The 24,991-nt window shown below is 65.8% G+C and carries 18 protein-coding genes and 2 pseudogenes; 11 read left to right on the top strand and 9 right to left on the bottom strand.

Going from position 1 to position 24,991, the window contains the following annotated elements; all coding sequences use genetic code 11:
- Positions 1-14: 14 nt before the first annotated feature.
- The 6 genes from BEN49_RS21420 to kaiC all read right to left on the bottom strand — a co-directional run bounded on the left by BEN49_RS21420 (position 15) and on the right by kaiC (position 7,084).
- Positions 15-371: a hypothetical protein gene (locus BEN49_RS21420; RefSeq protein ID WP_070746450.1), complete on the bottom strand. Its 357-nt coding sequence runs from the start codon at positions 369-371 to the stop codon at positions 15-17.
- Positions 368-2,536, bottom strand: a complete 2,169-nt coding sequence (locus BEN49_RS21415) for an Ig-like domain-containing protein (RefSeq protein WP_083326329.1) — start codon at positions 2,534-2,536, stop codon at positions 368-370. The genes BEN49_RS21420 and BEN49_RS21415 overlap by 4 nt, the downstream gene beginning before the upstream one ends.
- A gap of 357 nt (positions 2,537-2,893) precedes the next feature.
- Positions 2,894-4,639, bottom strand: coding sequence for a PAS domain-containing sensor histidine kinase (locus tag BEN49_RS21410; protein ID WP_498366039.1), 1,746 nt, complete (start codon positions 4,637-4,639; stop codon positions 2,894-2,896).
- A gap of 67 nt (positions 4,640-4,706) precedes the next feature.
- Positions 4,707-5,015: a circadian clock KaiB family protein gene (locus BEN49_RS21405; RefSeq protein ID WP_070746447.1), complete on the bottom strand. Its 309-nt coding sequence runs from the start codon at positions 5,013-5,015 to the stop codon at positions 4,707-4,709.
- 3 nt (positions 5,016-5,018) lie between these two features.
- A complete protein-coding gene (locus BEN49_RS21400) occupies positions 5,019-5,345 on the bottom strand; it encodes a circadian clock KaiB family protein (protein ID WP_070746446.1) in 327 nt (108 codons plus the stop codon).
- Positions 5,346-5,368: 23 nt separating this feature from the next.
- Positions 5,369-7,084, bottom strand: a complete 1,716-nt coding sequence (gene kaiC, locus BEN49_RS21395) for a circadian clock protein KaiC (RefSeq protein WP_083326328.1) — start codon at positions 7,082-7,084, stop codon at positions 5,369-5,371.
- A gap of 123 nt (positions 7,085-7,207) precedes the next feature.
- Here kaiC and BEN49_RS21390 point away from each other — a divergent pair, with 123 nt between their 5' ends.
- Together BEN49_RS21390 and BEN49_RS21385 are read left to right on the top strand one after the other, a co-directional pair.
- A complete protein-coding gene (locus BEN49_RS21390; RefSeq protein ID WP_070746445.1) occupies positions 7,208-9,007 on the top strand; it encodes a DUF885 domain-containing protein in 1,800 nt (599 codons plus the stop codon).
- 72 nt (positions 9,008-9,079) lie between these two features.
- Positions 9,080-10,207 (top strand): TlpA disulfide reductase family protein, encoded by a 1,128-nt coding sequence (locus BEN49_RS21385; protein WP_070746444.1) that lies wholly within the window; start codon positions 9,080-9,082, stop codon positions 10,205-10,207.
- Between the two features lie 184 nt (positions 10,208-10,391).
- Here BEN49_RS21385 and BEN49_RS21380 read toward each other — a convergent pair whose 3' ends face one another.
- Positions 10,392-11,081: a response regulator transcription factor gene (locus BEN49_RS21380; protein ID WP_070746443.1), complete on the bottom strand. Its 690-nt coding sequence runs from the start codon at positions 11,079-11,081 to the stop codon at positions 10,392-10,394.
- A gap of 131 nt (positions 11,082-11,212) precedes the next feature.
- On the bottom strand, positions 11,213-12,712 hold the full coding sequence (locus BEN49_RS21375; RefSeq protein WP_070746442.1) for a sensor histidine kinase: 1,500 nt from the start codon (positions 12,710-12,712) through the stop codon (positions 11,213-11,215).
- A 126-nt stretch (positions 12,713-12,838) separates the two neighbouring features.
- Here BEN49_RS21375 and BEN49_RS21370 point away from each other — a divergent pair, with 126 nt between their 5' ends.
- The 9 genes and pseudogenes from BEN49_RS21370 (at position 12,839) to BEN49_RS29830 (ending at position 24,682) form a co-directional block, all read left to right on the top strand.
- Positions 12,839-14,062, top strand: coding sequence for a TIGR03435 family protein (locus tag BEN49_RS21370; RefSeq protein ID WP_070746441.1), 1,224 nt, complete (start codon positions 12,839-12,841; stop codon positions 14,060-14,062).
- A 315-nt stretch (positions 14,063-14,377) separates the two neighbouring features.
- Entirely contained in the window at positions 14,378-15,661 is a 1,284-nt protein-coding gene (locus BEN49_RS21365) for a M48 family metallopeptidase (protein ID WP_083326327.1), read from the top strand.
- 113 nt (positions 15,662-15,774) lie between these two features.
- The gene (locus BEN49_RS21360; RefSeq protein ID WP_070746440.1) at positions 15,775-17,622 is read left to right on the top strand and encodes a DUF885 domain-containing protein; all 1,848 of its coding nucleotides are present in this window, start codon (positions 15,775-15,777) and stop codon (positions 17,620-17,622) included.
- Positions 17,623-17,778: 156 nt separating this feature from the next.
- Entirely contained in the window at positions 17,779-19,611 is a 1,833-nt protein-coding gene (locus BEN49_RS21355; RefSeq protein ID WP_070746451.1) for a DUF885 domain-containing protein, read from the top strand.
- Positions 19,612-19,691: 80 nt separating this feature from the next.
- Entirely contained in the window at positions 19,692-21,521 is a 1,830-nt protein-coding gene (locus tag BEN49_RS21350) for a DUF885 domain-containing protein (RefSeq protein ID WP_070746439.1), read from the top strand.
- A 79-nt stretch (positions 21,522-21,600) separates the two neighbouring features.
- Positions 21,601-22,932 (top strand): annotated as a pseudogene (locus BEN49_RS29835) (amidohydrolase family protein).
- Between the two features lie 172 nt (positions 22,933-23,104).
- Positions 23,105-24,013, top strand: a pseudogene (locus tag BEN49_RS30265) (serine hydrolase domain-containing protein); the annotation flags it as partial.
- Complete coding sequence (locus tag BEN49_RS30260; RefSeq protein ID WP_262490235.1) at positions 24,006-24,425, top strand: serine hydrolase; 420 nt, start codon at positions 24,006-24,008, stop codon at positions 24,423-24,425. The pseudogene BEN49_RS30265 and the gene BEN49_RS30260, both read left to right, overlap by 8 nt.
- Positions 24,338-24,682, top strand: a complete 345-nt coding sequence (locus tag BEN49_RS29830) for a DUF3471 domain-containing protein (protein WP_239692044.1) — start codon at positions 24,338-24,340, stop codon at positions 24,680-24,682. Before BEN49_RS30260 ends, BEN49_RS29830 begins: the two co-directional genes overlap by 88 nt.
- Positions 24,683-24,806: 124 nt before the next feature.
- On the opposite strand, the gene BEN49_RS28415 is transcribed toward BEN49_RS29830, so the two are convergent.
- On the bottom strand, positions 24,807-24,991 hold a 185-nt coding region (locus tag BEN49_RS28415; RefSeq protein WP_158023024.1), incomplete at its 5' end, for a T9SS type A sorting domain-containing protein.

Here is a 24,991-nt window from a genome sequence, read left to right as displayed (position 1 = left end):
TGCAAGAACACTGGCTACCCGACCGCCAATGCCGCCGTTGCCGCCGGTGTTGGCAGCGGCGGTGCTGCCAGCGCCGCCGTGGCCCGCCGCCGCCGCCGGCGTTGAGGCCAGTCGCCCGCCCCGATGTTGCCGCCGCCGCCACCAGTAGCGGGGCCCCCACGCGCCGCGCTGCCGCCAGTGCTACCGTAGCCGTTGCCATTGCTCACGGTTGTGGTGCCGTCGTAGATGGTGCCGGGCTGGCCGGCAATGCCCTCCCCTTTCAAGGCATACGGCCCATCAGTAGCGTTCATCGCCACGTAAGTCGTGCTGCTGGCAGTTGCGGTGCTGGTGGTGGCAATGCCAGCTCCGCCGCGGAAACCGGCGGCGTTCATGTCCAGCGTACCGCCGCTACTGAACGTTGTTTGCCCGGCCACGTCCAGCACCAGCACCCCGCCGGTCGTGTTATTCCAGGGCAGGCCACGCAGCGCGCCCGTGAGGGTGAGGGCGGAGTACTGCGGCACCCGCACCACTTCGAAGCGCTGCTGGGCGTGGTGGCGTCCGGGTCGGCGTTCGTGTACGTTCTGCTCAGGGGCCCCACCAGGGCCAGGTTGCCGCTTGCGTCCACGGCGCTGGCGGCCACGGCGTATTCGTACAGGCCGGCGGCCACGCTGCTCGTCGTGCCGTAGGTGGCCGTATTGGTTTGGTCGATGGCCGCGCCCTGCACCTGCATAATGAGCAGCAGGTCGCCGGCGGCGATGGGGGTGGCCGTGTTGCCGGTGGGCCCCACGGCGGTATTCACGGCCAGGGTTTTGCTGCCGGCCGTGGCCGTAGCGCCGGCGTAGTAAGTGTTGGGCTGGGCCGAGGAGGCGTCCAGCGTGGCGGGGCCATCCTTGCCGGGCGTCGCGCAGACGGCGGCCACGTTGGCCTGGCCCCCAACCGTGGTGGTGATGCTGGCCGTGTTGTTGCCCGCCACCCCGTCGGGCACGGCCTCGTTGCTGGGGTAGGCGTAGGCGGCGGTGCTGGCGTATGCCGTGCCGGCCGGGGCCGCGGCCGGCACGGTTACCTGCACGGCGTTCGTCACCGAATTGCCCGCCGTAAGCGTTGTTTGGACAAACGTGACGAGCCGGGAGGTGGCGTCGTAAGTGGCCCCCGCCGGCAGGCTGGCGCTGACGAGTACCAACCCGCTGGCCAGCTGGAGGGTGGGAATAACGTTGGTGGCATCTTCCTGGCCGTTGTCGGTGGTCGTTACCGCGTAAGAAATCGTGGAGCCTGGGGTGGCGGTAGCCGGCCCGTTCACCGCCGAGGCCACGTCGGCCCCCGTCACCGTCACCAAAATGGTGGCCGGGTTAGAAATGTTGTCGTTCACGTTGTTGACGGTGTAGGGAATGGCCACCGTGCCCGAAAAGCTACCGCTGGGCGTGAACATCACCACCCCGGTGTTGGAAACGGTGAAGGTGCCCTTGCCCGCCACCGTGTAGGTATTGTCAATGGCAACGGTCGTGGGGTCCAGGTCCACGGTAGCCGGGTCGATGGCCGGGGCCCCACTGGCAACCTGGTCGTTGGCCAGCACGCTGATGGTAACGGGCGCGTTGTACTTGGTGGTGGCCTGGTCGTCGTTGGCAATGGGAGCCTGCACAATCTGCAAGTTCCGAATTTCGTGCACGCTGTTGCTGCCGCCCGTCGAGGCCGCGAAGCCTACTCGCAGCGTGGCCGGCGGGTTGACCACCGTGAAGTTGTTTACGGCGGTGACCAGGTTTTGGCCGTTTTGAATCCGCACCGTAATCCGGTACGTGATGTTGCTGCCGCTGCCCACCGGAATCACGTTGACGTAGGCCTTGCGGTAGCCGGCGTCGGCGGGGCTGGTGATGCGGGCAGAGCCGCCTACGGCCAAGTTGAAGCCCAGGCTGGTGGTCCCGCTCAGGTATTTGTAGCCATTGGCGGTATTGGCCGGGTCGTAGGGCCCCCGCAGGGCCACGGCGTTTTTCGTAAATCCGGGCCCGCCAAGGCGGCCTTCCGTGGGGTTGGAAAAGTTACCGAACTCGTCGATGCCAATACCCAGATAGCCCTTGCTGACCCCTGGGCTGGTTGAGAGCGGCGCGTAACCCAACGAGCCGCCCGCTCCTCCCACGCTAAACTGGGTGGGGCTGGCCGACGGGTCGGTGCCAGCCCCATCCACCAGAAACATACTAAAACCATCGGCCGGTTCGATGGTGGTGCTCCCGTAGGCGAAGAACTCGAAAGAAATACTGAAGCCGTTGGGGGTGGCAAAAACCGAGTTGTCGATGGCGTAGCCCGCCTGCGAACCTATGGCTTCTGTGAGGCGCAGCACCCCGTCGTTGGCCGGGTCGGCGGGTGCGGTACCGCCCGCCGTGAGCCGGGCGGTGCCCCCGAGCTTAAAACCGGAAGCATCGGTGCCGGTAAAGGACGCGAAGCGGGGAAAAGTAATGGCCTGGGCCCGAGCCCGAAACCCCGGCAGGGCCAGCGCCAGGGCCAGCGCTAACCGCAATTTTAGAGCACCGGCGCCTAACGCCGGCAAGGAAGGGGTAGTGGTGTGCATAGAATAGAAAAAGACGATCGAACGAAAGAAGCAGCTAGCTCAACTGAATAAAACAGGAGTACATTTTTGCTATAAATTTGTATTATTTTTTATTAGTTTATATTTAAAACCTTATTAATTGCTTGATAAACTGATATTTATAATTTTTTTATCTCAATAATTTATATTGCAAACATAAATATTATTTACACCAGTACAAAGTGTTTCCCCGAATTGCGTGTTATTTCTTTGGTTTGGCGCTGGCGCACCGGGGCCCCACCGCCGCTCACGCGATGACCACGGGCTAGCGGCGGGGCCCCGAATTGGTTGCTTTTTGGCGAGCGGCTTGGGGGGCCCTCGGGCCCCGGCGGGGTAGGGCTACGCCCGGAAGTGCACGGTGAAGGTGGAGCCCACGCCCAGCTGGCTTTGCACGGCGATGCGGCCGCCGGCGTTTTCCACCAGCTTCTTCACCATGTAGAGGCCAATGCCCGAGCCCTCCACGTGGTCATGCAGGCGCTGGAACATGGCAAACAGCCGGGGGTCATCGGCCGCCAGGTCCAGGCCCAGGCCGTTGTCCTGCACGGCCAGCACCACCTCGCGGCCCACGGCGTGGCAGCTCAGGCGCACGCGCAACGGCCGGCCCGGGGCCCGGTACTTGATGGCGTTGCTGAGCAGGTTGTACACCACGCTGCGCAGGTTTTTCTCGGCGAAGGGCAGCGGCTGGCAGTCGTCGGTGTCCACTTCCAGGCGGCCACCGGCGGCCCGCAGCTCGGGAGCTAGGTCGAGGCGCACGTCGGCGATGACGGCCAGCACGTCGGCCGGCGCGGGGGCCTGGGGCTCCGCCTTCTGCACCTCAATTACGGCCGTGAGGTGCTCGATGGTGCGCCGAAAGCGGTCCACCGAATCCTGCATCATGTCGAGGATGGCCGGCACCTGGGCGGCGTCGCGGCTGGCGGGCGGCAGCTCGGCCAGCAGGGCCTGGAGCAGGCCCTCGATGTTGGTGATGGGCCCCTTGAGGTCGTGCGAGGCCGTGTACACAAAGTTGTCGAGGTCCTCGTTCACGCGGGTGAGCTGCTCGTTGTTGGCGCGCAGCTGGGCCTGGGCCTGGGCCACGCGCTCCAGGGCCAGCTTCTGCTCGTGGATGTCGGTGAAGGTGCCAATCCACTCCCGGATGCGGCCGGCCTCGTCGCGCGAGGGCAGGGCGCGGCCCAGCATCCAGCGGTAGTGGCCGGCCGCGTTGCGGATGCGGCACTCCACGTCCAGGGGCACGCCGGTGGCCAGGCTGTGGCGCCAGCGCGCCGTGGCGGGCACAAAATCGGCGGGGTGGATACGGCCCGTGATGGGCCCGGGCTCGGCCGCGGGGCCGTCGCCGGCAAAGTCGAACCAGCGGCGGTTGAGGTAGGAATTGAGGCCCTCAGGGGTCGAGGTCCAGGCAATTTGGGGGATGCCCTCCAGCACGCGCCCTACCTCGGCCGCTACCTGCTCCAGGGCCCGGCGGGCGGCCTGCTGGCGCAGCAGCTCGTCGTGGGCACGGTCAATCAGCGTGTTTTGCTCGGCCACCAGGGCCCGAATCCCGTCAATTTCCTGCGCCGCCGACACGTCGGTCACGAGCACGGCCAGCGCCCGGGCCCCGTCGAAGCTCAGCCCGTTCATGGACACGGCGCACGGCCGCAGGGCCCCCTCGGGGCCCCGCAGGGGCAGCTCGCCACGGGCCTTGCCGGCCCAGCCCCGCGCCACCAGCCCGGCCCAATAGTCCCCGCACGGCCGCAGGGCCCCCTCGGGGCCCCGCAGGGGCAGCTCGCCACGGGCCTTGCCGGCCCAGCCCCGCGCCACCAGCCCGGCCCAATAGTCCCAGAAATCGGCCGGCACGCAGGCCTCGAAGGCCTCGCCCAGCAGGGCGGCCGGCGCGTGGCCCAGCAGCCCGGCCAGCGCCGCGTTGCAGTACAGCACCGTGCCTTCGGGGCTCAGCAGCAGGGCCCCCTCGTTCATCTGCTCGATGAGGGCGCGGTAGCCCTGGTCGGCGCTTTCGAGGGTGAAGATGCGGGGGCCCTCGGGGCCCTGGATGGCCAGCGCATCCACGGCGCCGGTGCGCACGGCGGCAATCAGCTCCTCGGCTTCGCGCAGGCAGGTGGCGCAGCTCCTCGTTGTCGAGGGCCGAGGGCGGCGGCATCGGGCGGGGGGAGCGGCGGCGTCATGCGGCGGGGGGCGCGGGAGTAAGGCCCAGGGCGGCCAGCACCGCGGCCCGGTCGGAAAGGTCGCCGATGAGCCGGCGCTGGGGCAGCGGGCGCACCCGCACCAGCGTGGGGGCCGCCACAATTTGCTGCTCCTGCGCCAGCTGGGGCTCCTGGTACAGGTCCACGATGCGCAGCGCGTAGCGCCCGGGCAGGTGCTGCTCGCAGATTTCCTTGATGTTGCGCACGGCGCGCGTCGAGTTCGGCGTGGCGCCGGTCACGTACAGCTCGAAGGCATATTCGGCGGGCGGGGCAGCGGTTGGTTCCACGGCCTATTGGGGGCCCCGCGGGCGGATGTCGAGCCCCACGAGCACACGCTCCTCGTTCGAGAGGTCGCCGATGATGCGGCGCAGGGGCGCGGGCACCCGGCGCACCAGCGTCGGGATGGCCAGGATCTGGTCGCCCTCGGCCAGCTGCGGGTGCAGCAGCAGGTCAATCACTTCCAGCGAGTAGCTGCCTTCCATGTGCGTTTCGCAGTAGCGGCGCAGGTTGGCCAGCGCGGCCACCGACTTTGCCGTCTGGCCGGCCACGTACAGGCGCAATTCCCATTTTTTACCGCCCGTGGGCGCAACCTCCGTAAAATCTTCCCTCATTTCCATATTGCCTCGTCTCTACGGGAATTTTAAGCTGAACGTTGGGGCCCCAGGCCCTCTTCGTTCCTAGTGGCGGCGTCGCCGTCGGCCGGGCCCCCTTCCTGGGCGGCCCGTGCCCGGCGCAGCGCCTCTTCCACCGATTCGAACTCGGTGCGCAGGTTGCCGATGGTGGCCTCCAGCACCCGGCGCTTGCGCTCCAGCTCGCGGTCGCTGCGGTCCAGCGCCTGCTGCTCGGCCGCCACAGCGGCCAGGGCCTGCGCGCGCTGGGCCAGGCGGCCGGCGCCGGTGATGATGCCCAGGGGGCCCACCACCACGTCGAGCAGTTCCACGCCCCGAGTCGTCACCACGAATTCGCGCACCTGGTTGGAGTGGGCCAGGCCACGCGCCTTGAGGATGCTCAGGCCGCGGTTGCGCTCGCCGATGCCCTCCAGGTCGCGCACTGAGAGCCAAGTATCGACCAGCGACGAGACGCCTTCCTCGGCCATTTCATGGCGGCCGTCGCGCCCGCTGATGAGGGCCGTGAACAGGGCCGTGATGCCGTGCACTTTCAGGTAGTCGATCAGGCGGGTGAGCATGCTACGCACCTCGCTGATGCTACCCACCGAAATGAGGTTGCTGATGGGGTCGATGACCACGGTGTGGGGCTGGAACTCGGTCACGAGCCGGTGCAACGTCACGAGGTGGCGCTCCAGGCCATTGAGGGTGGGGCGCGAGGCGTCGATGCGCAGCAGGTCCTGGGCCAGGTAGGGGGCCAAATCGACGCCCACCGATTGCATGTTGCGCACGAGCTGGGCCGGCGATTCTTCGAAGGCGAAGTACAGGCACCGCTCGCCGCGCTGGCAGGCGGCCGCCACGAAGGAGGCCGCCAGCGTGGTTTTGGCCGTGCCGGCCGTACCCGTCAGCAGCGTGCTGCTGCCGCGGTACCAGCCGCCGCGCTCGAACATGGCGTCGATGCCGGCCACGCCCGACGATACGATGTCGTTCGACACCTTGTGCTCGAGCTTGAGCGAGGTGACGGGCAGCACCGAGATGCCGTCCTCGGTGATGAGGTAGGGGTACTCGTTGGTGCCGTGGGTGCTGCCGCGGTACTTCACCACGCGCAGCCGCCGGGTCGTAATCTGGTCAATCACCCGGTTGTCGAGCAAAATCACGCAGTCCGATACGTACTCTTCCAGGCCCTGGCGCGTCAGCGTGCCGTCGCCGCGCTCGGCCGTGATGACGGTGGTCACCCCCTTGTCCTTGAGCCAGCGAAACAGCCGGCGGATTTCCGAGCGCAGCACGCCTTCGTTGGTGAAGCCCGCAAACAGCGTCTCGATGGTATCGAGCACCACGCGCTTGGCCCCGATGGAGTCGATGGCGTAGCCCAGGCGGATGAACAGGCCCTCCAGGTCGTACTCGCCGTTTTCCTCCATCTCCGTGCGGTCCACGTGCACGTGGTCCACGCGCAGCAGCTTGGCCGCTTGCAGGGCCCCCAGGTCGAAGCCCAGCGAGGCCACGTTGGCCGTCAGCTCTTCGGCGGTTTCCTCGAAGGCCATCAGTACCCCGGGCTCGCCGTAGTTCTCGATGCCGCGCACGAGGAACTCGATGCCCATCAGGGTTTTGCCGCAGCCCGCGCTGCCGCAGACAAGCGTGGGCCGGCCCAGCGGCAAGCCGCCCTCGGTAATTTCGTCGAGGCCGTCGATGCCGGTCGGGGACTTGGGCAGCTGGGGCAGCGCAACCGCGCCGGTGGGGGTATTCGCTCGCATTGGTCAGCTTAATCTTATCAAGGGAGCGCTAAAGGTAATTGGCCGGGCGGCGGCCGCACCGTTCTTCACGCGGCGGGCCCGGCGGGGGCCGTAGTTTGGCGGCCGCATTCGCTCCGTTCGTTCATGAAAAAGCTTCTCCTCGCCGGGCTGGCCGCCGCCGCCCTGGCCACCGCCTGCAACCAAAACCGCCCCGCTGACACCGCCGCCGGGGCCCCCACCGCCGCCGACCCCAAGGCCCTGGGGGCCCTATTCGACGCCTATTGGGAAAAGCAGTCGCGCCTCGACCCGCTCTCGGCCACCAGCCAGGGCGACAACCGCTTCAACGACCAGCTGCCCAACGACGGCACCCGCGCCTACCGCGACTCGCTGCGCACGTTTTACCAGACGTACCTGACGCGGCTGGAGCGCTTCGACCGCGCCCAGCTGGGGCCTAATGACCAGCTCAGCTACGACATTTTTCGGTACCAGATGCAGCAAAACCTGGCCGGCTTGCAGCTCAATACCTGGATGATGCCCTTCAACCAGTTCTACGCCCTGCCCCTGACGATGGGCCAGATGGGCTCGGGCGAGGGCATCCAGCCCTTCAAAACGGTGCAGGACTACGACAACTGGCTGGGCCGCGTGCGGGGCTTCGCGGTGTGGGCCGACACGGCCATCGCCAACTTCCGCACCGGCGTGCGGGCCGGCGTGGTGCTGCCCCGGGCTCTGGTGACGCAGATGGTGCCCCAAATGCGGGCCCTAGTGGTGAGCGACCCCACCAAGAGCCTGTTCTACAGCCCCATCAACAAGTTTCCCGCCGGCTTCTCCGCCGCCGACAAGGCCCGGCTGACAGCTGATTACAAGGAGGCCATCCGCACGGTACTGGTGCCGACGTACAAGAAACTGGGCGACTTTTTGCAAACCGAGTACCTGCCCAAGGCCCGCGCCACCAGCGGCCTGGGGGCCCTGCCCGGCGGCCCGGCCATGTACAAGTACCTGGTAGCCAACTCCACCACGACCGACATGACGCCGGCCGAGATTTACCAGGTGGGCCTGGGCGAGGTGAAGCGCATTCGCGCCGAGATGGAGCGCGTGCAGGCCAGCGTGGGCTTTAAGGGCGACTTGCGGGCATTCTTCGAGTACCTGAAAACCGACAAGCGCTTCCGGCCTTATAAGACGCCGGCCCAGATCCTGGCCGCCTTCGAAGCCATTCACCAGCGCATGGCGCCGAACCTGACCAAGATGTTCGGCCACGTGCCCAAAACGCCGTTCGAGATCCGCCAGACCGAGGCGTTCCGCGCCGCCTCGGCCTCGGCCGAGTACAACCAGGGGGCCCCGGACGGCTCGCGGCCGGGCATTTTCTACGTGCCGATTCTCGACGCCACGAAGTTCACGACCACCTCGGGCATGGAGTCGCTGTTCCTGCACGAGGCCATTCCTGGGCACCACTACCAGATTTCGTTGCAGCAGGAAAACACCGCCCTGCCCAAGTTCCGGCGCTTCGGCGGCCAAAACGCCTACGTGGAGGGCTGGGCGCTGTACTGCGAAAGCCTGGGCAAGGAGCTGGGCCTCTACACCGACCCCTACCAGTACGCCGGGGCCCTGGGCGACGAGATGCTGCGCGCCGTGCGCCTGGTGGTGGACACCGGCCTGCACAGCCGCAACCTGACCCGCGAGCAGGCCATCGCCTACATGCTCGATAACCTGCCCCTGAGCACCCAGGACGCCACCTCGGCCATCGAGCGCTACATGGCCATCCCCGGCCAGGCGCTGGGCTACAAGATTGGGGCCCTAAAAATCCGGGCCCTGCGCACCCGGTACGAGCAGCAGCTGGGGCCCAAGTTTTCGCTCAGCGCCTTTCACGACGAAATCCTGAAGGACGGCTCGATGCCGCTGGCCGTGCTGGAAAAGAAAATGGACGCCTGGGCCGCCGCCCAGAAATAGGGCCCCGGCGTGGTATTTTTCTAACGCGCTGTTGGGCCCTACCTTAGCCGCTCGCACCATCCTTTTCTGCTAATGAAATTCTTATTCGCGGCCGCCCTCGGGGCCCTGCCCCTACTGGGCCACGCCCAGGCCGAAAACTTCGTGCTGAATGGCAAAGTCGCTAACCCCAAGGCCGCCGACAAAGTCTATTTGAACTACGCCGTCAATGACCGCCCGTTTGTGGACTCGGCGGTGATAAAGAACGGCGCGTTTGCGTTCAAAGGCACCGTACCCGGGCCGCAGGCCGGCCACTTGTTCCTAAGCCACCAGGGAACCCCGTTGCTAAAATCGCGCGATCAGACCATCGTGTACCTCGAAAAAGGCACGATCAAAGTGGCAACGCCCGATTCAGCTGCCAAAGCCAGCATTACGGGCACGCCACTCAATGCCGCCGCCAACCAGCTAAAAGCCCAGCTGAAGCCGCTGAGCGCGCAAGGCAAGACCCTGAGCAAGGAGTACAGGGCCGCCCGCGCCAAGCAAGACAAGCCCGCCATGGATGCGCTCGAATCCAAGTTCGACGCCCTTGACGAGGCGCAGAAAAAAATCACCGCCGACTTTGTGGCGTCCCACCCCGATGACCGGTTCAGCCTGTTTGCCCTCAAGCAAGCCGTGGGCTACGCACCCAAAGCAGCCGAGTATTCGGCGCTTTTCGAGAAGATTTCGCCCAAGGTGCGGGCCACGCCCGAGGGCCAGAAAATCGCCGCTCAAATTGCCAAGCTGCAAGCGGTAGCCCTGGGGGCCCTGGCGCCCGACTTTACCCAAAACACGCCCGAGGGCCAGCCGCTCACACTCTCATCATTGCGCGGCAAGTATGTACTGATTGACTTCTGGGCCAGCTGGTGCGGCCCCTGCCGCCAGGAAAACCCCAACGTGGTGGCGGCTTACAATACCTACAAAGACAAGGGCTTCACCATCTTAGGCGTATCGTTGGACCGGGAGAACGGCCAGGGCGCCTGGGTGAAAGCCATTGCCGCCGACGGCCTGGTCTGGCACCAGGTGTCGGACCTCAAGTTCTGGCAGAACGCCGTAGCCCAGCAATACAGCGTGCTGGGCATCCCCCAGAACTTCCTGCTCGACCCCGCCGGCAAAATCGTGGCCACCAACCTGCGCGGCGAGGAGCTGCAAACCAAGCTGGCCCAGCTGCTGACGCCAGTAAAGTAAGTTTCCACGCCATTCGTCTGCCAAAAAGCCCGGCCTCGCGCCGGGCTTTTTTTGTGGGGCCCCTTGCCCGATCTGTAGCGCGGACTTTGTAGTCCGCGGCTCTGAACGGTCGCTCAACGGTAATCAGCAGGACGAAGCGAGAGCCGCGGACTACATCGCGCTACAGATCGGGTTACAGTCCGGGCTACGCGACCAGCCGGTAGCCCACGCCGCGCAGGTTGAGGATGGCCACGGTGGGGTCGTGGCGGAGGTATTTGCGGAGGTGGGAGATGAACACATCCATCGAGCGGGCGTGGAAAAACGAATCGTCGCCCCAGAGTTGCAGCAGGGCGGCTTTGCGGTCGAGCGGGCGGGGGTGGTGGCGGGCGAGCAGCTCCAGCAGCTCGCTTTCGCGGTGCGAGAGCCGGGCGCTGAGTTGGCCGTCGAGCCACAGCTCCTGGCGCAGGGGCACGAACACGTAGCGGCCCAGCGGCACGGCGGCGGGCAGCGCGGGCGCGGCGGCCGGGGCCCGGCGCAGCAGCTCGCGCAGGCGCACCACCAACTCGTCGAGGCTGAAAGGCTTGCGCAGGTAATCGTTGCCGCCCACCCCAAAGCCCTGCACCACGTCGGCGGGCTGCGACTTGGCCGTGAGGAAGAGCACCGGCACTTGCTGGTTGGTACGCCGGATTTCCGCCACGAACGCCAGCCCGTCGAGCTGCGGCAGCATGATGTCCACGAGGCACAAATCGAACGGCTCGCGGCGGAACGCGGCCAGCCCCAGGGCCCCGTCGGCCGCGTGCGTCACCCGGAAGCCCTGGCGCTCCAGGCTTTCACGCACGATGCGGGCCAGGGGCAGCTCATCTTCGAGCAGCAGCAGGTGGGGCAAGGGCGGCATTGGGGACATTGTCTTGGGTATAATTAAAAATTAAAAATGATGAATTAAAAAATTGACTATCATATTTTTAATTCATCATTTTTAATTTTTAATTATACCTAAAGCGTGCATTAGCCTGGTGGACAACTGCTCTAAGGAACGGGCGCGAGGGGCAAGCGGATGGTGAAGGTGGTGCAGCCGGCTTGGCTGTGCAGGGCCAGGATGCCGCCGTGGCGCTGCACCAGGGCGCGGGCGTAGTGCAGCCCCAGGCCCGAGCCGGGCACGTCGTGGCGGTTGCCGGTGGGCACGCGGAAGAACTTCTCGAACACCCGCGCCTGGTACTGGGCCGGGATGCCGGGGCCCTCGTTGGTGATGCGCAGCACGGCCTGGCTGTTTTCGGCGCCGCACCAGAGGGCAATTTCGCTGCCCGGCTGGCCGTATTTCAGGGCGTTGTCGAGCAGGGTAGCCAGCACGTTGGTCAGGTGCACGGCGTCGCCCACGAGGGGCACGGGGCCGGCGGGCGCGGCGTAGGCCAGGCGGCTGCCGGCCTGCACCAGCCGGGGCTGGGCCTCGCGCAGCACGGGCGCCAGCAGGGCCCCCAAGTCGAGGGGCAGGCGGGCCAGGGCCAGGCCAGCCTGCTCGGCCACCACGCTCTGCAAAATCTTGTCGGCCAGGGCCCCCAGGCGGGCGGCCTGCTGCCGGATGATGCCCAGGTACTCAGCTGTGGCCGCTGGGCCCAGCGCGAATTGCTCGAGCGCCTCGGCCGCCACGCCGATGGTGGCCACCGGCGTTTTCAGCTCGTGGGTCATGTTGTTCACGAAGTCGTCCTTGAGGGCCGCCAGCCGCTCCTGGCTGAGCAGGGCCCGCGTGGTGTAAGCAAAGCAGCACACCACGATGCCAATCAGCCCCACCGAGCCCAGCAGCACCCACTTGATGCGGCCCAAGTACGCGCGGTTGGGGTCGGCAAACCCGGCGCGCACCCGGCCGGCCATTTTCTTGGCAAAGTCTACGCGCACCGGGGCGGTGGCAAACGCCGCCCGGGGCCCCGGCGCCCCCAGGCTGTCGAACCGCAGCCGAAACGGCGCGGCTACTTCGCGCCGCCGCAGCGCCTGGGCGTAGAGGACGGCCAGGCGGCGGCGGTGCACGGTATCGGCGGCGTAGGCGGCAATCAACTTGTCGCCCAGGCTTTTTGTGTAGAAATACGTCAGGCCCGTGCGCACATCGGCCGCCACGGCGCCCACCGTGAAGCGCTGGATGAAAAAGGCGCGGGCCACCGCGTCGAGCCGGGCCGGCCGGGGCCCTAGGTGGCCCGTAAAGTCGGTGAAGCCGATTTCGTACGGGGCGCGCTTTTCCTTCGGGAACGGGTGCTTGTCGGCTACGAAAAAGCGCGGGCTGTTGTACACCGGCTCTACGTAGCCCCGCAAAATGATTTCGCTGGTATCGGCCAGCCAGGTGCGGTAGCGACTTAGCAGGGCTTCTCGGCGCAGCTGCATTTCCTGGCTGGCGGCTTCGGCCAGGGCTTCGTTGGCGTCGCGGCGGAAGGTGCGGGTGGCGGTGCGGTAGGCCTGGTAGTTCCAGTAGGCTTGCAGGCCGGCCAGGGCCAGCGTGCACGCGGCCATTAGCAGCACCAGAAGTTTGATTTGCCGGGTCATGGGGCCCGAAAGTAGCCGGTGCGCCCCCGAAGTTGCTCAACTTTAACACTCCTTAACAGTGCTTAACGGGCGTTAACGCAAGGGGCCCTCCCCCACCGCGAGGTTTGTCAAAAAAAACCTCGCCCCATGAAGACCCTGCAAACGCTCCTTTTCTTACTGCTCAGCCTCGCGCTAGCCACGCGCCCCGCCGGGGCCCAAGTACCCGCCGAAACCATTATTGGGGCCCCGGCGCCCGCGCTGCGCTTCGCCGCCGTGCAAAACGCGCCGCGGCCCACCACGTCGCTGGCCGCGCTGCGGGGCCGCGTGGTGCTGCTGGAGTTTTGGGGCACGTACTGCGCGCCGTGCGTGGCGGCCATGCCGCACTTGCAGCAACTGCAAAAGCAGTTTGCCGGGCGGCTGCAGGTGCTGGCCATCAGCCAGGAAACGCCGGCGCGGGTGGCGCGCTACCTGGCGGCGCGGCCCTCCAACCTGTGGTTTGCGGCGGTGGGCCCCGCGCAATTGGACTCGCTCCAGCGGCTGTTTTCGTACCACATCGTGCCGCACACCGTGCTGATTGACGCCGCGGGCCGGGTGGTGGCAAGCACCGACCCGCGGCACGTCACGGCCGGCGTTATCGACAGCGTGCTGCGGGGGCTGCCCGTGCGCTTGCCGCTGGTGAAGGACGACCTGGTGGAAAACCCGATGGCCACCTACTTCCCCGCCAACGCCGCCACGCCGCCGCACTTCCTCATCCAACCGGCCATGCAGGGCCTGGGCAGCATGATGCGCACGTACCCGCAGAATTCATCGGTGTTCCACAACCGCCGCCTAATAGCCATCAACCTGCCGCTCGCCATGCTCTACCGCCTGGCCTACGGCGACCCGTCGGACTACCGCACCCTCGACTTGCGCCCCAAAGCGCCCGCCGGGGCCCCCGAGCCCATGTATTGCTTCGACCTCATCGTGGCCCGCGGCCAGGAGGCCACGCTGCGGCCCACGCTACGGCGCGAGCTGGCCGCCCGCTTCGAGCTGCGCGCCGCCTTGGAGCCGCGCACCAAACCAGTGTACTTGCTGAAGGTGGCCAACGCCCGCCGGCTGCCCCCAGCGGTGGGCCCCGCCGACGCGGGCACCGCGGCCTCGGGCGGCGGCTACGAAGCGCCCAATGCCCCGCTGGCCACTTTGGCCGATTACCTGGAAGGCTTCGGCGTGGTGAAACGGCCGGTGCTGGACGCCACCGGGCTGGCCACGCGCTACAACCTGCACTTCGAGTTTCAGCCCGAAAAGCCCGGCGACCTGCAACGCGCCCTGGGGGCCCTGGGCCTAGTGCTGGAAGAAGCCGAGCGCCCCGTGGACGTGCTGGTGCTCCGGTAGCAGCGGCGGCGGCGCGGGCCCCACGGCAGCCCGCGCACTAGGCCCCGTTAGAGCAATTCCCAGGTTAATAGACGTTTGGGGAGTGAATTAAAAGTTAAAAGTGAAGGGTTAAAAATTTATCCGTCTGATTTTTAACCCTTCACTTTTAACTTTTAACTAAGCATAGTTACCCAAAAACTGCTCCAGCGCCAACCCCCAACAAAAAGCCCGGCCTAGCGCCGGGCTTTTTGTTGGGCCCCTTGTCCAAACCGCCCCGCCCCGTAGCTTGCGGCCGGCCGGGGCCCCGGCCGCCCTCATCTTAACCTTACTTCGCGGATGCTGTACAAACTACTCTTGCTGTTGGCGTTGACTTTGGGCGCAGGCCGGTGGGCGGGGCCCGCCACGGCGCAAGCCATCCCGGCCGATACGGCCGCGCTGCGCCGCCCGGCCTTCGACGTGGAGGCGGCCACCCGGCACTACCTCGACACCCTCACCCCGGCCCAGAAGGCCAAGTCGGACGCCTACTTTGAGGGCGGCTACTGGCTCCAACTTTGGGGGCTGGTGTACGCGCTGGGTGTAGCGGGCGTGTTTCTGGGGCTGGGGCTGTCGCGGTGGCTGCGGGCACGCACCGAGCGGCTGCCCCGCCGGTGGCAGCAAAAGTGGGCCTACGCGGCGCTGTACCTGCTGCTGGCGGCCGTGCTGAGTTTCCCGCTCTCCGTGTACGAGGGCTTTGTGCGCGAGCACCAATACGGCCTCTCGAACCTGAAGTTTGGGGCCTGGCTGGGCGAAGACTTGAAGGGCCTGGCCGTGACGGTGGTGTTCGGCAGCTTGCTGGTGCTGGCGCTGTACGGAGCCATCCGGCGCGCCGGGGCGCGGTGGTGGGTGTGGGGCACGGCCATTGTGTGGGCCTTCGCGGTAGTGGGGGTAGCTGTGGGGCCGGTGTTCATCAGCCCGCTCTTTAATAAGTACACGCCGCTGCCGGCTGGCCCGGTGCGGGAAGGCATCCTCAGCATGGCCCGCGCCAACGGCGTGCCCGCCGACAACGTGTACTACTTCGACGCCTCCAAGCAGAGCAAGCGCATCAGCGCCAACGTGAGCGGGCTGGGCAGCACCATCCGCGTGTCGCTGAACGACAACCTGCTGCGCCGCTGCACACCCGCCGAGGTGCAGGCCGTGATGGGCCACGAGCTGGGCCACTACGTGCTAAACCACATCCCCAAGCTGCTGGTGTTTCTGCTGCTGCTCGTCGGCATCGGCTTCTGGGTGGTCGACTGGGCGTTTGGTTGGCTGGTGCACCGCTACGGGCCCCAGTGGGGCGTGGCGGGGCTGGCCGACGTGGGCGGCCTGCCGCTGCTGGCGGCGCTGTTTGCAATAGTGAGCTTTTTGGCCACGCCCGTCACCAACACCCTTGTGCGCACCAACGAGCAGGAGGCCGACCTGTTTGGGCTGAACGCGGCCCGCCAGCCCGACGGCTTCGCGGCCATCGCCATGAAGCTGTCGGAATACCGCAAAATTGAGCCCACGCCGCTGGAAGAAATCATTTTCTTCGACCACCCCAGCGGCCGCACGCGGGTGCAGGCGGCCATGCGCTGGAAAGCCGAACACCTCGGCGGGCGCTAGGGCCCCGGCGGGGCCCCAAAACCTGCCTACTTTGCGGGCTGGCCGCCCACTGGCCGCCGCCGGCCGGGCCCCAGCCAAACCAAACTTTCGTGTTTTAGGGCTGCTTTTACGTCATGCGCAAACTTCTACTTACCGGCCTGGGGGCCCTGGCGTTGCTCGCCGGTGCCTGCAACAAAACCAAGCCCACCACCGCCACGGCGACTCCGGGTGAACTAACCGCCTTGTTTGCAGGCTACTGGGAGCGGCAGGCACCGCTGTTTCCGCTGGCGGCCACCAGCCAGGGCGACAACCGCTACAACAACCGCCTGGTGAACGACCAGACCCGCGCCTTCCGCGACTCGCTGGCCGGCCTGTACCAGGGCTACCTGGGGCGGCTGACCAAATTTGACCGCAAGCAGCTGGCCGGCAACGACTTGGTGAGCTACGACATTTTGCAGTACGACCTGCAAACCCGGCTCGACGGCCTGAAGCTGGGCCTGGCCATGGGCGCCGACTTCCCGAACAGCTGGATGATTCCCTTCAACCAGTTTGGGGGCCTGCCGCTGGCCCTCGGGCAGTTTGGGGCCGGCACGGGGGCCCAGCCATTCAAAACGGTGCAGGACTACGACCGCTGGCTGGGCCGCGTGCACGGCTTCCCGGTGTGGGCCGACTCGGCCATTGCCAACTTCCGGGCCGGCATGAAGGCGGGCGTGGTGCTGCCCAAAACGCTGGTGGTGAAGATGATTCCGCAGATACGCAGCCTGCAAACCACGGACGCCACCAAAAGCTTGTTCTACGGCCCCATCACGCTGTTGCCCGGCACCTTTGCCAATGCCGACAAAACCCGCCTGACGGCCGCCTACCAGAAGGCCATTCTGGGCGAGTTGGTGCCGAGCTACAAGAAGCTGGGCGACTTTTTGGAGAAGGAATACCTGCCCAAGGCCCGCGCCACCACCGGCCACGGGGCCCTGCCGAACGGCCCGGCGCAGTACAATTTCCTGGTGAAAAACTGGACCACCACCAGCCGCACGCCGGCCGAAATCCACGACATTGGGCTGCGCGAGGTGGCCCGCATCCAGAGCGAGATGAACGCGGTGCGCACCCGCTTGGTGTTCCACGGCGACCTGAAGGCGCTGCTGGCTTACATGAAAACCGACCGGCGCTTTTTCCCCTACAAAACGCCCGAGGACGTGCTCAACGGCTTCCGCGCCATCCAGGGCCGGATGCAGCCGAACCTGAAAAAGCTGTTCGGCCGCACGCCCAAAACGCCGTTTGAGGTGCGCCAGACCGAGGCCTTCCGCGCCGCCTCGGCCTCGGCCGAGTACAACCAGGGCACGCCCGACGGCTCGCGGCCGGGCATTTTCTACGTGCCGATTCTCGACGCTACCCAGTACCGCACGCCGGGCATGGAGTCGCTGTTTTTGCACGAGGCCATTCCCGGGCACCACTACCAGGTGTCGTTGCAGCAGGAAAACACCGCTTTGCCCAAGTTCCGGCGCTTCGCCTGGTACGGGGCCATGGGCGAGGGCTGGGCCCTGTACTGCGAGAGCCTGGGCCGCGAGTTGGGCCTCTACAAAGACCCCTACGAGTACCTGGGGGCCCTAAGCCAGGAGATGCACCGCGCCATCCGGTTGGTGATTGACACGGGCATGCACAGCCAGAACCTGACCCGCGAGCAGGCCATCCAGTACTCGCTCGACAACGAGGCCACGACCAAGGAAGCGGCCACGGCCGAGGTGGAGCGCTACATGGCCATCCCCGGCCAGGCGCTGAGCTACAAGATTGGCCAGCTCAAGATTCGGGAGCTGCGCAACCGCGCCCGGCAGCAACTCGGCGGCGGCGAGCACCTGCGCGAGCACCGCCCCGGCCAGTACCAGAACAAGTACAGCCTCGCCGCCTTCCACGACGAACTGCTGAAGGACGGCGTGATGCCCCTCGACATCCTCGACCAGAAAATGACCCGCTGGGCCGACGCGCAGTAATAGTAATAGCGGGCCCCGTGCCGTTTATTCTTCAAAAAGAAAGCCCCGCTACCGGGGCTTTCTTTTTGCCCAGTATTGTAGTAAAGTGAATATTATTTAATCGTATAGTTCATTATTTGACCGTTCTTGTCCGCTCAAATGTTCAGATTTCCCTTCATGAAAAAACTGTTACTGCCCCTGCTCGCGGCCGGCACCCTGCTCACCGCTGCCCCGCCACACGCCGCAACCGCGCAAAAAGGCAAACCTGCTGCGAAACCCGCCGCCAATGCGCCGGCACCGCCGGCTGCCTCGGCCCCGCTAGCCGCGCTGTTAGAACAATACAACGACCGCAAAAACCAGCTGTTTCCGGTGTTTGCGACGTTTCTGGGCGATAACACGTACGACAACCGGCTGCCCAACGACCAGACCCAGGCCTTCCGGGACACGGCGCGGACTTTCTACCAGCGGTACCGGGCGCAGCTTCGCACGTTTGAGCGTGCCCAGCTCCGCCCGGCCGACCAGTTGAGCTACGACATCCTGGACTATGAACTGACGCAGCAGTTAGCGGGGTTTCGGTTCAACAACTGGCTGATGCCGTTCAACCAGTTTCAGTCCTTGCCCAACGTGCTGCCCTTATTCGGGTCGGGCAAAGGCCCGCAGCCGTTCAAGACCGTGCCCGACTACGACCGGTGGCTGGCCCGCCTGCAGGGCTTCCCGGCCCTGAACGACTCGGCCATTGCCAACTTCCGGCGCGGAATGCGGGCGGGCGTGGTGCTGCCCAAAGCCTTGGTGGCAAAGATTCTGCCCCAGCTGCGGGCGATGGTGGTGGCCGACCCGGACCAAAGCTTGTTTTACGGCCCGGTAGCGGCGTTTCCGGCCAGTTTCTCGCCGGCCGATAAGGCCCGCCTGACGGCCGCCTTCCAAACCGCCATTCGGCGCGACGTGCTGGTTCCCTACCAAAAGCTGGCCGACTTTCTCGAAACCGAATACTTACCCCGGGCCCGCGCCACGGCGGGCTACAACGCGCTGCCCCAGGGTGCGGCCCGCTACGCCTACGCCGCCGAAGTGGGCACCACGACCACCCGCACCCCGGCGCAGATTCACGCCATCGGCCTGGCCGAGGTAGCCCGCATCAAGGCCGAGATGGAGCGCGTGAAAACGCAAACCGGCTTCAAAGGCGACCTGAAAGCCTACTTCGCGTTCGTAAACACCGACCCGCAATTCCGGCCTTTCAAAACCGACCAGCAGGTGCTGGACGCCTTCCGGGCCGTGCAGGCACGCATTGCACCGGCGCTGCCAAAGCTGTTTAATCACATGCCCAAAACCGGGTTTGAAGTGCGCCAAACGGAGGCCTTCCGGGCCGCTTCGGCCTCGGCCCAGTATTTTCCAGGGGCCCCCGATGGCTCGCGGCCGGGCATTTTTTACGTGCCCATTCTCGACCCGCTCAAGTTCAACCCGGCCGCCAACCCGGCGATGGAAACGCTGTTCCTACACGAAGCCATTCCGGGCCACCACTTTCAGCTGTCCTTGCAGCAGGAAAACCCCAACCTGTCCAGCTTCCAGCGCATGGCCAGTTATAACGCTTTCGTCGAAGGCTGGGCCCTGTACACCGAAAGCCTGGGGCAGGAGCTGGGCGTCTTTACCGACCCAAATCAATTGATGGGCCACCTGGGCGCGGAAATCCACCGGGCCCTGCGCCTGGTGGTGGATACCGGCCTGCACACCGGCCAATTGACTCGCGAGCAAGCCATCCAGTACATGCTGGACAACGAGGCGATTAGCGAGCAAAGTGCGACGGCCGAAGTAGAGCGCTACATGGCCATTCCGGGCCAGGCGCTGGGCTACAAGACCGGGCAGCTCAAAATCAGCGAGCTGCGGGCCCGCTATGAAAAACAGCTGGGCCCCAAATTCAACCTGCGTGCTTTTCACGATGAAATCCTGGACGGCGGTTCCATGCCGCTGGCCGTGCTGGAAAAGCGGATGGATGCCTGGGCCGCCCGGCAGCGGTAGGCGGAGTAGGGCAGTTTGCCGGCCCTGTCATCCAGCCATAAAATATTAACAACAAAGTACTTATCCTTCTTCTTCGCTCTATGCGTCGATTCTCTCTACTCCGCTGGGTCCTGGCCCTGCTGGTCACTTACCCGTTTGCGCCTGCACTGGCGCAAAAAACCAAACCCATCGCGAAAACCACCGCCGCCGCTGCCGTGCCGCCCGCCGCCTCGGCGCCGCTGGGGGCCCTATTTGCGGCGTACTGGGACGAGCAGGCCAAGCTCTTTCCGCTGGCAGCTACGACGCAGGGCGACAACCGCTACAACGACCAGCTGCCCAACGACCAGACCCAGGCCTTTCGCAGCCAGGTGCAGTCGTTTTACCAGAAATACCAGGCCCAGCTGCGCAAGAATGACCGCAAAGCCCTCAGCGTCAACGACCAGATTAGCTACGACATCCTCGACTACGACCTGAGCACCAAGCTGGCCGACTTGCAGCAGCCTACCTGGATGCTGCCCTTTACCCAATTCGCTAGCTTTCCCAACTCGATGGGCCAGCTGGGCGCGGGCACGGGCAACCAGCCCTTCAAAACGGTGCAGGACTACGACAACTGGCTCGGGCGCGTGGGCGGTTTCCCTGTCTGGGCCGACTCGGCCATCGGCAACTTTCGGCGCGGGATGCGGGCCGGCGTGGTACTACCCAAAGCCTTGGTGGGGAAGATGATTCCGCAGCTCGAAAGCTTCGTGGTGACGGACCCGGCCAAAAGCTTGTTCTACGGGCCGCTCACGAAGTTTCCGGCCACTTTCACCGACGCTGACCGCAGCCGGCTCACGGCCGCCTATCAGAAAGCCATAAGTACGCAGCTCGTGCCTGCCTACGCCCGGCTGGCTCAGTTTCTGAAAACCGAGTACCTGCCCCAGGCCCGCGCCAGCAGCGGCATCGGGGCCGTGCCCGGCGGCCCGGCGATGTATGCCCAGGCCATCCGCTTCTGGACCACTACTGCCCTCACGCCCGCCCAGCTTTCGCAAACCGGCCTTGCGGAGGTGAAGCGCCTGCGCGCCGAGATGGAAAAGATTAAAACGCAGGTTGGTTTTCAAGGCGATTTACCCGCGTTTTTCACGTTTCTGAACACCGACCCGCGCTTTACCCCCTATAAAACCGAGGCCGAGGTGCTGGCGGGCTTCGCGGCCATTCAGGCCCGCATGGCGCCCAACCTGCCCAAGCTGTTTGGCCGGGTGCCCCGCACCGGGTTTGAGGTGCGGGCCACCGAGGCGTTTCGGGCGGCATCGGCCGCGCCCCAGTACAGCCGCGGTACGGCGGACGGCTCGCGGCCGGGCATTTTCTACGTGCCCATTCTCGACGCCACCAAGTTCAACACCGTCACCAACTCGGCGATGGAAACCCTATTTCTGCACGAAGCCATTCCGGGCCACCACTACCAGGTGTCGTTGCAACAGGAAAACACCGCCCTGCCCAAGTTCCGCCGCTTCGGCAGCTACTCGGCGTTTAACGAAGGCTGGGGGCTGTACACCGAGAGCCTGGGCCGGGAGTTGGGCCTCTACACCGACCCGTACCAACAAATGAGCGCCCTGATACTCGACATTCACCGTGCCATCCGCCTGGTAACGGACGTGGGCCTGCACACCGGCACGATGACCCGCGAAGAAGCCATCCGGTACATGCTGGCCAATGAAGCCACCAGCGAGCAATTTGCCACGTCCGAAATCGAGCGTTACATGTCCTTGCCTGGCCAGGCGCTGGCCTACAAAGTAGGCCAGCTAAAAATCCGGGAGCTGCGCGCCCGCTACGAAAAGCAGCTGGGCCCCAAGTTCGACCTACGTGCCTTCCACGACGAAATTTTGGCGGGCGGCACCATGCCGCTGGCCGTGCTGGAGCGGCGCATGGACGCCTGGGCGGTCCGGCAGCGGTAGGCGGGGTAGAGCAGTTTATCGGCACTTTCACCTGGTTTAAAAGTAACATCCTAAACCACTTATCCACTTTCGCCACTTTATGCGCCGATTTTCTTTACTCCGCTGGGCCCTGGCCCTGCTAACCGCCGGGCCGGCCCTGGCCCAAACGCCCGCCCCGCCCGCCATCCGGGCCGTGAAGTGTGGGCGCTTGCTGGACGTGCGCACCGGCCGCGTCGTCGCTAACGGCGTGGTGCTGGTGCAGGGCCCCACCATTCTCCAGGTCGGCGCCAACCTGCCGATTCCGCCCGGTGCCGAAGTCCTCGACCTGGGCAATGCGCTGGTTTTGCCGGGGCTGATTGACGCCCACACCCACCTGCTGCAAAACTATAAACCCGAACTGGGCGGCGACGACAACAACATGCTCGTGACCGTGGCCACGCTGAGCACGGCGCGCCGGGCGCTGCTGGGCGCGGCCATGGGCCGCGAGGACCTGGAGGCCGGCATCACCACGGTGCGCGACCTGGGCAACAGCGGCCTCAATGGCGACGTGGCCCTGCGGGATGCCATCAACAAAGGCGAGGTGGCAGGACCGCGCATTGTGGCCTCTACTCGCGCGCTGGCTGCGGCGGGCGGGTAGTTCGGGCACCTCACGCCCGAGGCCCAGGCCCTGGTGGCACAAGAGTACGTGGCCATCAGCGGCGTGGAAGACGCCCGCCGGGCCGTGCGCCAGGCCCTCTACGACGGGGCCGACTGCATCAAGGTCATCGTCAACACCGACCCGCGGGTAGTGTCACTGGCCGAGCTGAAGGTCATCGTGGAAGAAGCGCACCGGGAGGGGCGGCCCGTGGCGGCCCACGCCATTGGCGACGAGGCCACGCGCATGGCCGCCGAGGCCGGCGTGAACTCCATCGAGCACGCCTATACCATCCCCGACGACGTGCTGAAAATGATGGCCGCCAAGAAGATTTTTCTGGTGCCCACCGACTACTTGGCCGAATTTTATACCAGCATCTTCCCCACGCCGACTAGCGCCACACCCGAACAGCGCCAGCAAGACCAGCAAGGCGCGCAGGAGTTTGCCGCCAGCAACAACAAGCGCCTGGCCCGCGCCGTGAAAGCGGGCGTGCGGATTGCGGCCGGCTCCGACGAGTACTACCAGGTGCCCGGCAAAACCCGCGGCCAAAGCAGCCTGCAGATGTTCCGGGCCTACGCCGCGGCCGGCCTGCCGCCGCTGGAAATCATCCGGGCCGCGACCCTCAACGGGGCCGAGCTGCTGGGCCTGAAAGACAAGATAGGGGCCCTGGCCCCGGGCATGGCCGCCGACCTCATCGCCGTGGAAGGCGACCCCCTCGCCGACATCACCGCCCTGGAGCGGGTGCGCTTCGTGATGAAAGGCGGCCAGGTAATAAAAAATGAGCTGCGGCCCAAGTAAGGGAGGTTGGAGCGCAGGCACGGGCGATTTGCTGACCCACGCGGGCAGGAGGCGCCCGACTCGCCCAGCGGGTTATGGGTTGGGCCGTTTGGCGGGCGGCGCGGCGGCTAGTTGCTCCCCAATTACCCATAAGAACTGACCTTAAACTATTTACCCAATTCTTCCCCGCTTTATGCGCCAACTTTCTTTACTCTGCTGGGCCCTGGCCTTACTGACCGCCGGCCCAGCCCTGGGCCAAACAGCCCCACCCGTTACCGCGCCGCTCGACGTGGCGGCCGTCGATGCCGTGGTGGCCCGCGCCTTGAAAGCCTTCGACGTGCCCGGCATCGCCGTGGCCGTGGTCAAGGACGGGCAGGTAGTGCTGGCCAAAGGCTACGGCGTCAGTTCGCTGAAAACCAAAGCGCCGGTGGATGCCAACACCCTGTTCGGCATTGCGTCCAACACCAAAGCCTTTACCACGGCCGCCCTGGGCCTGCTGGTGGACGAGGGCCAGCTGCGCTGGGACGACAAGGTGACCAAGTACATTCCGGAGTTTAAGATGTACGACCCCTACGCGACGGCCGAGTTCACCGTGCGCGACCTGCTCACGCACCGCAGCGGGCTGGGCCAGCACGTGGGCGACTTGATGTTTTTTCCGGACTCGAGCGACTTCACGGTCCAGGACGTGATTCACAGCCTGCGCTATTTCAAGCCGGCGTCGTCGTTTCGCAGTCGATTCGATTACGACAACAGCCTCTACCTGGTGGCCGGCGAAGTGGTGGCCCGCATCACGGGCCAGCCCTGGACAAGTTTTGTGGAGGCCCGCCTGCTCCAGCCGCTGGGCATGCGCCGCAGCGCTGCCGACTTTGCCCGCCTGCCCGACCCCACCAACGTGAGTGACGCCCACAGTCCAGTAGATGGCCGGGTGCAGGTCGTTCCGCGCTACCGGAGCGCGCTGCTGGGCGCGGCCGGCGGCCTCTACAGCAGCGTGGCCGACCTGAGCCAGTGGGTCCGGATGCTGCTCGGGGGCCCGGGCCCCGCCCCCGCTGCTGAAGCCGGCCACGTTGCAAGAGCTGTGGACGCCGCAAACGTTGATGCCGCTCAGCCCGGCCCCTTCGCCCTACACGACCCACTTCGCCGCCTACGGCCTGGGTTGGTTTCTGCGCGACGTGCGGGGCTACCAGGAAGTGTGGCACACGGGCGGCACCACAGGCATGGTGAGCAAGGTCACGCTGCTGCCCGAGCTGCACCTAGGCATCGTCGTGCTCACCAACCAACGAAGCCGGGACGCTTACACGGCGGTGACCAACCAAATTGAAGACTACTACCTAGGCCTGCGTGGCCGGGACCGGGTGCAGGAATTGGTCGCCCCGGCGGCGGCGCCCGCCGCGGCGACGCCCAGGCCAAAGCCGCCGCGTGGCAGCAGGTGGCCGCGGCCCAACAAGCGGCGCCCAAGCGGCCGGATTATTCGCCTTACCTGGGCCGCTACCGCGATGCCTGGTTCGGGGACGTGACCGTCTACCAGCAGGGCACGCAGCTCTGGTGGAAGGCCGCGCGCTCCCCGCGCCTGGTGGGGCAGCTGCTGCCCTACCGCGGCAACACCTACGTGGTGCGCTGGAAGGACCGCAGCTTTAACACCGTTGATGCCTTTACCGCGTTCGCCCTGGATGCGCAGGGCCGGGCCGCCAGCCTCAAGATGGACACGATCGTGCCCTACCCCACCGGCACCTCCTACGACTTCCAAGACCTGGATTTACAGCGGGTGGAGTAGCGCCGGGCCCCGGGGAAGTTAGAAGTGAACAGTTAAAACCTGGTAGGTCTCAGGTTTTAACTATTCACTTCTAACTCCGCATTCAACCTGTCCCACCGGGCCCCGGCGCTGAAACACGCACTCGTCAGTTGCGCACCAGCGGCAGCACCTGGTTGAAATGTGCGCCCTGCACCCGCACCAGGTACGCGCCCTTGCTGAGCCGGCCGGCGTCGAGCGCCACGCGGGTGCCGCCGCTGGCGGGCAGGGCCGGCTGCACCGCCCGGCCCAGCAGGTCGAGCACCGTGACGGTGTAGGGGCCGGGGGGCAGGG

Origin of the sequence: Hymenobacter coccineus (genome assembly GCF_001816125.1) — a bacterium.
GTDB lineage: Bacteria > Bacteroidota > Bacteroidia > Cytophagales > Hymenobacteraceae > Hymenobacter > Hymenobacter coccineus.
This window is presented reverse-complemented; position numbering and strand designations above follow the sequence as displayed.

Coding starts and splice junctions, on each gene's coding strand:
- BEN49_RS21420 (WP_070746450.1), bottom strand. CDS start 371: ATGAACGCCGCCGGTTTCCGCGGCGGAGCTGGCATTGCCACCACCAGC.
- BEN49_RS21415 (WP_083326329.1), bottom strand. CDS start 2,536: ATGCACACCACTACCCCTTCCTTGCCGGCGTTAGGCGCCGGTGCTCTA.
- BEN49_RS21400 (WP_070746446.1), bottom strand. CDS start 5,345: ATGGAAATGAGGGAAGATTTTACGGAGGTTGCGCCCACGGGCGGTAAA.
- kaiC (WP_083326328.1), bottom strand. CDS start 7,084: ATGCGAGCGAATACCCCCACCGGCGCGGTTGCGCTGCCCCAGCTGCCC.
- BEN49_RS21390 (WP_070746445.1), top strand. CDS start 7,208: ATGAAAAAGCTTCTCCTCGCCGGGCTGGCCGCCGCCGCCCTGGCCACC.
- BEN49_RS21385 (WP_070746444.1), top strand. CDS start 9,080: ATGAAATTCTTATTCGCGGCCGCCCTCGGGGCCCTGCCCCTACTGGGC.
- BEN49_RS21380 (WP_070746443.1), bottom strand. CDS start 11,081: ATGCCGCCCTTGCCCCACCTGCTGCTGCTCGAAGATGAGCTGCCCCTG.
- BEN49_RS21375 (WP_070746442.1), bottom strand. CDS start 12,712: ATGACCCGGCAAATCAAACTTCTGGTGCTGCTAATGGCCGCGTGCACG.
- BEN49_RS21370 (WP_070746441.1), top strand. CDS start 12,839: ATGAAGACCCTGCAAACGCTCCTTTTCTTACTGCTCAGCCTCGCGCTA.
- BEN49_RS21365 (WP_083326327.1), top strand. CDS start 14,378: ATGCTGTACAAACTACTCTTGCTGTTGGCGTTGACTTTGGGCGCAGGC.
- BEN49_RS21360 (WP_070746440.1), top strand. CDS start 15,775: ATGCGCAAACTTCTACTTACCGGCCTGGGGGCCCTGGCGTTGCTCGCC.
- BEN49_RS21355 (WP_070746451.1), top strand. CDS start 17,779: ATGAAAAAACTGTTACTGCCCCTGCTCGCGGCCGGCACCCTGCTCACC.
- BEN49_RS21350 (WP_070746439.1), top strand. CDS start 19,692: ATGCGTCGATTCTCTCTACTCCGCTGGGTCCTGGCCCTGCTGGTCACT.
- BEN49_RS30260 (WP_262490235.1), top strand. CDS start 24,006: ATGCCGCTCAGCCCGGCCCCTTCGCCCTACACGACCCACTTCGCCGCC.